The sequence below is a fragment of the Castellaniella sp. GW247-6E4 genome (assembly GCF_040276065.1).
Lineage (GTDB): Bacteria > Pseudomonadota > Gammaproteobacteria > Burkholderiales > Burkholderiaceae_B > Castellaniella.
On the sequence record NZ_JBELOI010000008.1, the window covers coordinates 1 to 12,304 of the forward strand.

Genomic DNA, 12,304 nt, shown 5'->3' on the forward strand with positions numbered 1-12,304 from the left:
TTTTCTGCATTATGAAAACCGAGTCGATTGGGCTGGAAAAGCGGATTCTGAAATCGGCTTGATCAGACCTTCCCTAGTGCTCAAGCACAGCCCGGCCAGGGCGCTGGCCGCCACGTTAAACTCGTGGCCGGAGCCCATCGTGCGGATGTGGCGCTTCTCCAAATCCAATGGAATCACCGAAGGATTCCACACCAAGATGGAGATGCTCTCGCGTAGGGCCTACGGCTTCAGAAACTTTGAGAATTACCGCATGAGGGTCTTGGCTCAATGCGGTTGGAACGGTGTCATCAACCGTGTCTGATGGATGCCCATCCCCCGTACATGGACGCCCCCGGTTTGCCAAGCTTTCATTTCGATGATGGGTCGAAGGAAGAGATTGCAGCTGTACATTCGGACTTTCGGTGTGGTATTTCTCCACTGTCCCTGATGGAATCTGCTGGCTGGTGCCCCTATCGTTAACACGCGAATCGTTGTCGCATCGGGGGAAACGGGCTTTACCAACCACGGTCTAACCTGTCTTGCCATCAATGTCGTGATCGCCTGAGCAATCGGTGAGGTGAAATCTGCTGCGTGTTGATGATGTATATAGGGTGAGCCGGTCAGGCTACACGCTGGCTGCACCGACCACATGGTCGGGCTGGAAGCGGCGGTTATAAAACAGCACCGCCCAGACTATCCTGGCCGTCTTGTTCGCTTGGGCTACCACGGCGATGTTCGTGCCCCGTCGATGGATCAGCTTACAGAGCCAGTGTTCGGGAGGCGCCTTTCTGCCAATGCTATAGGCAAGTGATCGGGCTCCGTGAATCAGCAACGTTCGCAGGTAGACGTCGCCCCGCTTGCTGATACTAAGTAACGTAGGCTTGCCGCCGCTGGAGTGTTGCCTGGGCACCAGCCCAAGCCACGCGGCAAGCTCCCGTCCGCTCTTGAAGTGGCGAGCATCTCCCACTGTGGCCACCATTGCTGTGGCGGTCAATGGCCCAATGCCCGGAATCTGCTCAAGCCGCTGGCTCGCCTGGTCACTTCGGTGCCAGGCCTTGATCTGAATCTCAATCTCGTCGACCTGCCGATCCAGCAGCCTCAAGTGCTCCAGCAGCCGTTCCACGAGCGCCCGAAACATACCCGGCACCTCACTGGCCGCATCCTCGATCAGCGCGGGCACTCGTTGCCGGATGTGGCTAATGCCTTGAGGCACAACCAGACCATACTCTGCCAGTAGGCCCCGGATCTGGTTGGCCTGGGCGGTTCGCGCCTTGATGAATCCCTGACGTGCCCGGTGTAGCGACAACACGGCCTGCTGATCAATGCTCTTGATAGGTACAAACCGCATCGTGGGCCGACCGACCGCTTCACAGATCGCCTCGGCATCGGCGACATCATTTTTATTGCTCTTGACGTAGGGTTTGACGAATTGTGGTGCGATCAGCTTGATCGTATGTCCCAAAGCCTGCAACTGACGGGCCCAGTGGTGGGCGCTGCCGCAAGCTTCCATGCCAATGAGACACGGCTCCAGATTGGCAAAGAACGCCGTTATCTGATCACGCCGCAGTTGCTTGCGTAGGACCACCTGGCCCTGCGCATCCGCGCCGTGAACCTGGAATACGTTCTTTGCAAGGTCGATGCCGACCGTCGTAATCTTCATGGTGGACGCCCTCCTGAGATGCAGTGAGTGTGACACCCTCACTTTAGGGCACCTCGATGCCGTGCGGCTTCAGGTAGGGGCGTCCATCCCATTGTTAATGGGGTAGAGCCCGGCATGAACTCTGGTGGGCCCCCCGTGAGTCGAACACGGCACCAACGGATTATGAGTCCGCTGCTCTAACCAAGCATGAGCTAGAGGCCCTTATCCGTCGCGCCGCCAGACTTGCAACAGCCTGGCGGCGCGACGGACACGATAATTATGGCATAAGACGGTCCTGTCCGGGATGGCGGAGGGCCCCTCGCGGGGCTTCTCGCAATCTGTCACCACTGGTTTGGCGCAGGTCCGCACATGGATGGTAAGCTCGCCGAAAAGAATAGGGAGAGGTGGCGTATGGGTCGGGTCGTTGAGAGGGTGCTTGCGGGCGCGCTGGTTTTGGTGGCAGCCTCCGCGGCCGGCGCTGCCGAGGTGGCGCGCTTCACTCCGCAGGGCGTGGCCGCCCGCGTATCGCAGGTCCAGGCCGACTTCCCGGCACCGGCCGTCGCGCTGGGCGACGACCGCGCCGTCGATCCGTTCGTCATACGTTGCGATGCCGGAGCGCCCCTGGGCGTGGGCCGCTGGGTCGATGCGAGCCATTGGGTGTTTACATTCCGCAAACCGCTGGCCGGAGCGGTCTCTTGTTCCGCGAGCGTCAATCCCGATTTTCGCGACCTCGAGGGTCGACCCTTGGCCCAGTCGACGTCCTATGCGTTTTCCACGGGCGGGCCACGTCCGACGATGCGCCGTCCCTGGGGTTCGACCATAGACGAGGATCAGGTGTTCGTCCTGTCCTTCAACGCGCTGGTGGATGCGGCGACGGTGTCCGCGCACACGGTGTGCCGCGTTCAGGGCATCGGCGAGGCGGTGGCGGTGCGGTTGATCGAGGGGGCCGCCCGGCGTGAGATTCTGGAGTCCGCCGGCATGGAGGACGCCGTCCCCGACGCCGGGACGCAATTGGTGCAATGCAAGCGCACGCTGCCTGCAAAAGCCAAGGTGAGGCTCGAGGTCGGGCCGGGGGTCCGGACGCTCGCGGTCGCAGGCGCCCCCGCGGTGCCCAGCACGCGAGCCCACGGCTTTGATTTCCGGGTGCGCGAGGCCTTCGCCGCCAGCATGCGGTGCATGCGCGAGCATGCGCAGGCCGCCTGCTCGCCGCTGGGCGATATCGTGCTCGGGTTCTCGGCACCCGTGCCGACCGAGCGGGCGATGGCCGCGACGCTTGAGACCGCGCAGGGCGTGCGCCGACCGGCAAGCGTCGGGGTGGAAGCCCCCGATTTTGTCGATCAGCTGCGTTTCGAGGCGCCGTTCCCCGAGAACGAGGCCCTGCGCCTGACCTTGCCCGAGGATATCCGGGACGATGCGGGCCGCCCGCTATCGAACCGGGCGCGCTTCCCCTTGCCCATTCCGACCGCGGCGCTGCCGCCCCTGGTGAAGTTTGCCTCGGGTACTTTCGGGGTGGTCGAGCGCTTTGCCGAGGCACCCGCGGCCTCGGGTGAGGCGGCCGCCGTGGTGCCGCTTGCACTGCGGCGGGTGGAGCCCGAGCTGCTGAGCCGCGAGTTGACGATCTCGGCCGGTACGGCCCGGGACCACGTCACGACCGACGACGCGGAGGCGCTGCGCTGGTATGCCAAGGTCGCCTTCTTCGATGGCGGGGCGCTCACCGCCCGCCAGATCGAGGATGCGCGGGCGCTGCGCACGCTCGGCGAGGAGGGGCCGGATGTGCCCCGGATCGATCTGCGCAAGGTGTCCTTGTTCGGCGAGCGGGACGCGGCCCGCACCCTGCGACTGCCCGGCGTGTCGCAGGATCCGGCGATCGAGGTGGTGGGCGTGCCCTTGGCGGAGCCCGGTTTCCACGTGATCGAGGTCGAGTCCGCGCAGCTCGGCGCCTCTTTGCTGGGCGAGTCGGCGCCGGTCTACGTGCGGACTTCTGTGCTGGTGACCAACCTTGCCGTCCATGTCAAGACCGGTCGCGACGACTTGCTGGTATGGGTGACGTCGCTGGACGACGGGCGGCCGGTCGGCGACGCGCAGGTGGCGGTGCTCGATTGTGCGGGCCGCCGCCTGGATCAGGGCAGCACGGATGCCCGGGGCCTGTGGCACCGGATGGGGGCGATCGAGAATGCGGCCGAGTGTTACGGCGGCGCTGCGTCCGGCCTGTTCGTGACGGCGCGTGTTGCTGCCGATCATCCCGAGGCCGGCGGGCAGGCGGACTTTTCCTTTGCCTGGACCTCATGGAATCGCGGCATCGAGTCCTGGCGCTTTCCAGTCTCCACCGAGTCCTCGTCCACGCCCGACCTGGTGGCGCATGCCGTGATCGACCGGACGTTGCTGCATCCCGGCGACCCGGTTTCCATGAAGGTATTCGCGCGTGTGCTCACGCGCACCGGCATGGACAACCCGCCGACCTCGCGGCTGCCGCCGCAGGCGGTGATTGAGCACGAAGGGTCGGGCGAGCGTGCGGCGGTCGACCTGGATTGGATGCTGAGCCCGAGCGGCGGCCGGTATGCGCTGCTGCGCTACGACGTGCAGCCCACTGCGAAACTCGGTCGCTATGCCGTGACGCTGGAGGAGCCCCGGCCCGCCGACGCGAAGGGCTGGGAGTGGGCGCCCAGCCATCGGATTGGTGAATTCCGGGTCGAGTCCTTTCAGTTGCCCGTGCTGACCGGCAGCCTCAAACTCAGCACCCCGCAGGGGCCCGGGCCTCTGGTCGCGCCCGAGTCGGTGCGCGCCGATGTTCAGCTCGCCTACGTCTCGGGTGGGCCGGCAGCAGGGCAGGCGGTGTCTCTGTCGGCGGTGTCCCGGCCCTTGGGTGTCGGATTTCCCGGCTATGAGGATTATGCGTTCGGCGTGCCGGACGGCATGCGCTCGGACGAGGATCGCGGCCAGGTCGAGGGTCTGCGTCGCTTGATTCTGGACAAATATGCGCTGCAGCTGGATTCCCAGGGCGGTGCCCAGGTGCAATTGCCGGAATTGCCGCGGCCGCTCGAGCCCCAGTCCTGGCTGGTCGAGGCCAGTTTCACGGATCCCAACGGCGAGGTGCAGACCATTGCGCAGGCCGCGCCGGTCTGGCCCTCGGCGGTGGTGGTCGGCCTGCGCACGGGTGGATCCCTGGCCCAGGGCGAGGCGGCGGAGGTCGGCATCGTTGCGCTGGATCCCTCGGGCCGGCCGGTGGTGGGCGTCGAGGTGCGCCTGGACGGTCGGGTGCGGACGGTCTATTCGACCCGCAAGCGCCTGGTGGGCGGCTTCTATCGCTATGACTCGTACGACAAGGTCGCGGAGTTGGGCACGCTGTGCCAGGGCAAGACCGACGAGCGTGGCCTGCTGGCCTGTCCGGTGCGCATGGACCGCTGGGGCGAGATACAGCTTTTCGCCCGGGCGGCCGATGCGCAGGGTCGTGTGTCGCAGGCGGCCTCCTCGGTCTGGGTTTGGGGCGGGGACGCCTGGTTCGGCGGCGGCGAGGATGATCGCATCGATGTGATTCCTGAGCGCAAGGTCTGGAAACCCGGCGAGACCGCAGAATTCCAAGTGCGCATGCCGTTTCGACGTGCCCAGGCGCTGGTGGCGGTCGAGCGCGAAGGTGTTCTCGAAACCCACGTGCTCGAGCTCGATGGGGACCAGCCCGTGATCCGCCTGCCGGTCAAGGCCGAGTGGGGGCCGAACGTCTATGTGTCGGTCCTGGCTGTGCGCGGGCGTGTCCGGGAGGTCCCCTGGTCGTCGTTCTTTTCTTGGGGGTGGCGCGAACCTCTGGACTGGTACCGCGCCTGGTCGAATCGGGTCGACGAGGCGCCCGTGCCCACGGGGCTGGTGGATTTGGCCAAGCCCTCGTTTCGCTTCGGGCTCGCCGAGATTCAGGTCGATGACGGCCAGAGCCGCCTGCAGGTGAGCGTGCAGGCCGATCGGCCGCAGTATCAGGTGCGCGAGACGGCGCAGGTGGATGTGGAGGTCAGGCGGCCCGATGGCGCCCCCGCCGCAGGCGCGAGCCTCGCCTTCGCGGCGGTGGACGAGGCATTGCTCGAACTGATGGGCAATCCGAGCTGGGATGTATCCTCCGCCATGCGTGTCTTGCGCGGCTATGGGGTCGAGACCGCGACCGGGATGGGCGAGGTGGTCGGGCGTCGGCACTATGGCCGCAAGGCGGTGCCCGCGGGCGGCGGCGGCGGGTTCAGCCCGACGCGCGAGCTCTTTGACACGCTGCTGTTGTGGCGTGGCGAGGTGGTCCTGGACGCCCAGGGGCGGGCGCGCATCGAGGTGCCGCTGAACGATGCGCTGACCCGCTTCCGGCTGGTGGCGGTCGCTGATTCCGGCCCAGGCCTTTTCGGCATGGGGCAGACCGACATCACCGTGACCCAGGATTTGCAGCTCATTGCCGGCTTGCCCCGTCTGGTGCGCGGCGGCGATACCTATACGGCGCGTGTGACTGTGCGCAATCGGACCGATCGGGCCATGGCGGTGCGCGCCGAGGCGCGCGTGGCGGCGGCCTCGGGCGCGGCGCGGGAGCTCCAGGCCCGGGCGCTGAACGTGGCGCCGGGGATGGCGGACGTGATCGAGTGGCCGGTGACCGCCCCTGAGGCGTCCGACGAGTCCGGCTTCGAAGCGCTCGAATGGGACATCCGGGCCACCGGAACGCCGGAAGGCGGAGGCAAGGCCGCGGCGGATCACATCCGCGTTGCCCAGCGGCTGGCGCCCGCCGTGCCGGTGCGGGCGCGGCAGGCGAGCCTGGTTCCTCTGCGGCCCGGCGAGCCCTTGCGGATTCTCGTGGATGCCACACCGGCGGCCCTCAAGAACGCCGCCGGCCAGGTCCGGGGCGCCGTGCAGGTGGGCCTGCGATCCAGCCTCGCGGGCGTCATGCCGGGGGTGCGCGCCTGGTTGAGCGACTATCCGTATACCTGCCTGGAACAACTCAGCGCCAAGGCACTCGGACTGCGCGACCCGGCGGCGTGGGAGGCGCTGATGCGCCGCCTGCCCGGTTATCTGGACGAGCGGGGGCTGGCGGCCTACTTCCCCGGTGGGAGGGGCAGCGTCGTCCTGACCGCACACCTCTTATCGGTCGCCGCCGAGGCGAGCGCCCTGGGGTGGGCCTACACTATTCCCGAAGAGTCACGCCCGCGCATGGTGACGGCCTTGCAGGACTTTGTGCTGGGCCGGATTGAATCCGATGATTGGGCGCCGGCGCGCGATGAGGCATGGCGCAAGGTGATTGCCATCGAGGCCCTCGCCCGCAACGGGGCCTATCGGCCCGGCATGCTCGACAGCATCGATCTGGACGTGACGGACTGGCCCAGCGCCGCCCTCGTGGACTGGTTGTCGATCCTGCGCAATGTGCCCGGCATCGAACAGCGCGCACAACGCCTCACCGAGGCCAAGGCCCTGCTGCGCGGCCGCTTGACGCGCCATGGCACCACGCTGGTGCTGGATGACGACACGGCGGACAGCGGCTGGTGGCTGATGAGCTCCGCCGCGGGGGTCCAGGCGCGCCTGCTCATGGCGCTGCTGACCGAGGCGGATTGGCGCGAGGATATGCCGCGCCTGGCGATGGGACTGATGAGCATGCAGCGGCGGGGCGCCTGGCTGACCACCACGGCCAACGTGCTGGGCAGCTTGGCGATGGCGCACTTTGCGCGGGCCTTCGAGTCGACGGCGGGCGAGGGCGAGATCCTCGTCGGCCTGGACGGCGGCGCGCCGGCGCGGACGCTGTCCTGGCAGGCCATGCCCGAGCGAGACGGTGTGCACGCCCAGACCATAGACCTGCCGTGGACCGGTGTCGGCCGCGACGTGCTGACCCTCGAGCCTAAAGGCGCGGGCGGCGGCTGGGCGGCCATCAGTGCCCGCACGGCCGTGGCCGATGCGCAGCCAGTGGATGCCGGCATGCGCATCGAGCGTCGCATCGAGGCGGTCGCGCGCGCCCGTCCGGATCACTGGTCGCCGGGGGATGTGTATCGGGTCCACTTGCGCATCGAGGCGCGGATGGCTGCGGTATGGGCGGTGGTCAGCGACCCGGTGCCGGCCGGCGCATCGATCCTGGGCAGCGGCCTGGGGCGCGATTCGGCCATCGCCACCCGCGGCGAGCAGGCGGTCGACGGCGGGATCGGCCCGAGTTTCATCGAGCGCGACGCGGGAATGTATCGGGCGTATTTCGAGGTCCTGCCCAGCGGCGTCCGGAACATCGAATACACCGTGCGGATCGATGCGCCGGGGCACTTCCAATTGCCGCCCACGCGTATCGAGGCGCTGTACCAGCCGGATGTCTTTGGCAGTGCGCCCAATGCGCCCTTTGATGTGGAGGCGCCCTGATGCCGGGAGCCCGTGCCCTGGCCGGTCTGGCCTTGTGCCTGCTGGCCGCGCAGGCGCAGGCTTTGCCGACCTACGAGGCGGTGCGCGCGGCGCACCGGCCTTCGGACGTGCGCGTGTTGGCGGCCGATGGCGAGGTCGTTCAGCGGGTACGCACGGATTTTTCCAGTCGGCGCGGTGACTGGGTCGTGCTAGAGAATATTTCCGTGGCGCTGCGGCGGGCCGTGCTGCGGTCCGAGGACAGCCGTTTCTACCGCCATGCCGGGGTGGATTGGCTCGCCATGGCGCGCGCGGGCTGGCGGACGCTGTCCAGCGGACGGGCGCAGGGCGCTTCAACCCTGAGCATGCAGCTTGCCGCCTTGCTGGACGATGATTTGCGGCGTGGCCCCGACGGCCGGGGCTTGATGCAGAAAATCGATCAGATCCAGGCTGCCCGCGAACTCGAGGCCGGCTGGACCAAGACGCAAATCCTCGAGGCTTACTTGAATCTTGCCGCTTTCCGCGGCGAGCTGGTCGGAGTCGATGCCCTGGCACGGGTCATGTTCCAGAAACGCGCCTCGGCACTCGATGACCGGGAGTCGGCGCTGGCCGCCGCGCTGTTGCGCGGGCCTAATGCCTCGCCAGCGGTCCTGGCCCGGCGCGGCTGCGTCCTGCTCAGCGAGCAGGGTCGGACCGGAGATTGCGCCGGGCTGCGTGATTTCGCGGAATTCACCCTGGGACGCACGGCGGCGCGCCGGCGGGATGCGCCAGGCCTCGCCCCGCATTTTGCGCGCTTGCTGGTCGCGCGACGAGACGCGCTAGCCGATGACGGCGTGCTGCGCACGGCACTGGACCAGGGCCTGCAAAGGACGGCCCTGGCGTCGATCCGCCGGCATCTGCACGATTTGCGGGGCACTGGCGTCACCGACGCGGCGCTGGTCGTGCTGGACAATCGCAGCGGCGCGATCCTGGCCTATGTGGGGTCTTCGGGCGGATTTTCCGATGCGGGCGCGGTGGACCACGCACGCGCCCTGCGCCAGGCGGGCTCGACGCTCAAGCCTTTCCTGTACGGCATGGCGCTCGACGAGGGGCGCCTGACCGCGGCCTCGCTGCTGGACGACCGCCCCCTGGATCTGGACGGCGGCGGCGGCCTGTACATTCCGGGCAATTACGATGGGCGCTTCAGCGGCTGGGTCAGCGCACGGCTGGCCTTGGCATCCTCGCTGAATATCCCGGCGGTGCGCGCCGCCATGATGGTGACACCCGATGCGCTGGCGCGCCGCCTCGCCGATCTCGGCCTGCCCTTGACCCATGACGGTGACTATTATGGCTACAGCCTTGCCCTGGGCAGCGCGGATGTGAGCCTGCTCACGCTTGTCAACGCCTATCGGGCGCTGGCGCAGTTGGGGCGCTATGCCCCGATCGATCTGGATGCGGGCGCGCGTGGCGGGGAGGCGCGCATCCCCGCGCAGCCGGGCGTGGCGTTGTATTCGCCGGGCGCCGCCTGGATCGTCGGCGATATTCTGTCCGACCGGCAGGCGCGGGCCCGGACGTTCGGCTTGGACAGTCCTTTATCGACCCCGTTCTGGACGGCGGTCAAGACCGGGACCAGCCGCGACATGCGCGACAATTGGTGCATTGGCTGGTCGCGGGACTATACCGTGGGCGTCTGGGTGGGCAATAGCGCCGGGGCGAGCATGCGCGAGGTCTCCGGCGTCAGCGGCGCGGGGCCGATCTGGCACGATATGATGGCCTGGCTGCACCGCGGTCGCGGCAGCGTTCAGCCGCCCATGCCCACGGGCGTGGTGCGCGTCCCGGTGCGTTTTGCGCAGGGGCCGGAGCCCGCCCGCGAGGAGGTCTTCCTAGGGGATACGGCGCAGCCGATCTTTGCGGCCGAGGTGCCTTGGGGCGAACCCGCGGGGCGCTTGCGTCTCGCCGAGGGTCAACCCTCCGGGCACGAGGTGATGCCCGAGGCGCGGGCCTTGCGCATCGCCGAACCCGTGGACGGCACCATCATGGCGTTGGACCCGGATATTCCCTTTGATCGGCAGCGCCTGCGCCTGCGGGCAGTGGATGCGGGTGCGCGCCCCGTCGTGGCGCGCTGGTTTCTGGACGGGGTGGCGCTCGATGGGGAGGAATGGCGGCCGGTGCCGGGCCGCCATCGTTTCGAATTGCGCGGGCCCGACGGCGGGATCCTGGATCGGGCGCGCGTGGTCGTGCGCGGCGGCGATTTCATGGGTGATGCGCCCGTGCGGCGAGTGCGAACGGACGGTGCGCAGTGAAAGATTTCAATGTCTTGTCAGAAGGAGGTGGTATGTCGGTTGCCGGGAAATGGATCGTCGCGGTGGGCGTGGCCCTGGTGGTTTCGGGATGTCAGTCGGTCCCCCAAGGCTCCGCCACGGCCCCGGCGGCCCAACTCGGGGGCACCGTACCCAGTTCGACGGATGATCGCCAGGTCGTCCGTGCCGATGCCCAGGCCGCCGACCTGCGAGTGTTTCTCGCGGATGTCCAGCCCAGGCCGGGATGGGCCGAAATCAGCCTCAAGCCCAAGGGGGTGTTGTACGTCCAGACCGCGCCCGTGATTTCACGCAGTGATCTGATCGGCATCCAGTCGGCCACGGACCAGTCGGGCGGCGGGATTCTGATCCTTGCCCTGAACGACGAGGGCCTGCGCAAGCTCCACGCGGCCACGGCGGCCAATCCGGGCTTGCGGCTGGCGCTGGTGGTGGGGCACACCATGCTGGCGGCACCGGGATATGCCGCGCCGATTCGCGAAAAACAGTTGGCTTTCGGCGTCGGGTCGCGGCGCAATGCTGAAATCGCGGCGCGTGCGGTGGCCGGGGTGGGCTCGGCGTCGCCCCCGGATTTTTGAGGCCCTGGCTTTCCTGCTTGCGTGCGACGGGACAAGCCGCCCGATCCGTGCGCCAAGGGTGTTGTTTTTTTCACGGCGGCTCATTTTTCCGCTTGCGGTTCCCCAGGAAGTTCCAGGAAAATATACGCATTGCGTATATTGGAGTCGATGATGGCCGTCTCACAACAAGTTTTCCTGCGCGACGCCATGCGTCGCCTGAACCTGACGCGTGACGTCTTTGCGGCAAGAATCGGTGTCAAGCGCCGCGCCCTGGATACCTGGCTCCTGCCCGAGGGCTCGCAAGAGGCGCGCGCCATGCCCGAAGTCGTCGGCCGCTTCGTCACCGAGATTGTCGAGAACGAGGCGTTGATGCAGAAATATGCGCAGAGCGCACAATCCGGGCCGTTGCGGGATCGGATCGCCATCGACAACAAGCATCAGCTCTTGTCAGTCGATCAATTCACACGCGAGTCCGTTGAGGAGCTGTTCCGGGTGGCCGACCTGATGCAACCGATCGCGCGGCGCCAGAAAGTGTCGCGTGTGCTCGAGGGGGCGGTGCTGGGCAATCTGTTTTTCGAGGCCAGCACGCGCACGCGCGTGAGCTTCGGCGCGGCATTCTGCCGCCTCGGCGGATCGGTGTGCGACACCACGGGATTCACGTTTTCCTCGATGGCCAAGGGCGAGTCCATCTACGACACCAGCCGCGTCATGAGCGGCTATGTGGACGCCATGGTGATCCGCCACCCCGAACAAGGCTCGGTGGCCGAGTTCGCGGCTGCGACCAATATTCCGGTGGTCAATGGCGGCGATGGCGCCGGCGAGCATCCCAGCCAGGCGCTGCTGGATCTCTACACCATCCTGACCGAGTTTTCGCGCCTGGGCAAGCTGCTCGATGGCGCGCACATCGCACTGGCCGGCGACTTGAAGTACGGACGCACCGTGCACTCGCTGATCAAGCTGCTCGCCCTGTATCGCGGCATGCGCTTTACGCTGATCTCGCCCCCCGGGCTCGAGATGCCGGACCACATCGTTGACCAGGCCGGGCGCAACGGCCACGCCATCGAGCAGACGCACGACCTGATCTCGGGCCTGAAGGGCGCCGACGTGATCTATGCCACGCGGGTTCAGAGGGAACGCTTCGCCGGCGAGGCCCTCGAGGGCTATTCCTCGGACTTCCAAGTCAACCGCGCGATCGTCGACGCCTGCTGCGGGCCGGACGTGATCGTCATGCACCCGCTGCCGCGCGACAGCCGCGAGGGTGCCAACGATCTCAGCACGGACCTCAACCACGATCCGCGCCTGGCGATCTTCCGCCAGACGGATAACGGGATTCCCGTGCGCATGGCGATCTTTGCCGTACTGATGGGGGTCGAGAGTCTGGTGCAGCATTCCCTGCGCGATGTCACCTGGACGCCGCCCTCGCATATCGGCCCCGACGACAGCGTGTTCCACGGGATGTATTGAAAGGCCCCGGAATCTGGATTTTATGGAGGTATTACAAAGATTTATCTTGG

Annotated in this window: 6 protein-coding genes and 1 tRNA gene; 5 read left to right on the top strand and 2 right to left on the bottom strand. The window is 67.1% G+C overall.

Annotated features, from left to right (window positions below):
- Nucleotides 1-301: transposase (locus tag ABS761_RS10815; RefSeq protein ID WP_350408331.1), on the top strand; the 301-nt coding region annotated here is incomplete at its 5' end.
- A gap of 303 nt (nt 302-604) precedes the next feature.
- Here ABS761_RS10815 and ABS761_RS10820 read toward each other — a convergent pair.
- Complete coding sequence (locus ABS761_RS10820) at nt 605-1,639, bottom strand: IS110 family RNA-guided transposase (RefSeq protein ID WP_350408332.1); 1,035 nt, start codon at nt 1,637-1,639, stop codon at nt 605-607.
- A gap of 122 nt (nt 1,640-1,761) precedes the next feature.
- Nucleotides 1,762-1,840: transfer RNA gene (locus tag ABS761_RS10825), tRNA-Ile, on the bottom strand.
- Between the two features lie 189 nt (nt 1,841-2,029).
- On the opposite strand from ABS761_RS10825, the gene ABS761_RS10830 reads away from it, so the two are divergent.
- The 4 genes from ABS761_RS10830 (at nt 2,030) to ABS761_RS10845 (ending at nt 12,254) form a co-directional block, all read left to right on the top strand.
- Complete coding sequence (locus ABS761_RS10830; protein WP_350408333.1) at nt 2,030-7,963, top strand: alpha-2-macroglobulin family protein; 5,934 nt, start codon at nt 2,030-2,032, stop codon at nt 7,961-7,963.
- Nucleotides 7,963-10,221 carry a penicillin-binding protein 1C gene (gene pbpC, locus ABS761_RS10835; RefSeq protein WP_350408334.1) on the top strand — a complete coding sequence of 753 codons (2,259 nt, stop codon included), beginning with the start codon at nt 7,963-7,965 and terminating at the stop codon, nt 10,219-10,221. Before ABS761_RS10830 ends, pbpC begins: the two co-directional genes overlap by 1 nt.
- A 32-nt stretch (nt 10,222-10,253) precedes the next feature.
- Nucleotides 10,254-10,811, top strand: a complete 558-nt coding sequence (locus ABS761_RS10840; RefSeq protein ID WP_350408335.1) for a hypothetical protein — start codon at nt 10,254-10,256, stop codon at nt 10,809-10,811.
- A gap of 150 nt (nt 10,812-10,961) precedes the next feature.
- Nucleotides 10,962-12,254, top strand: coding sequence for an aspartate carbamoyltransferase (locus tag ABS761_RS10845; RefSeq protein WP_350408522.1), 1,293 nt, complete (start codon nt 10,962-10,964; stop codon nt 12,252-12,254).
- The last annotated feature ends 50 nt before the right edge of the window (nt 12,255-12,304 follow it).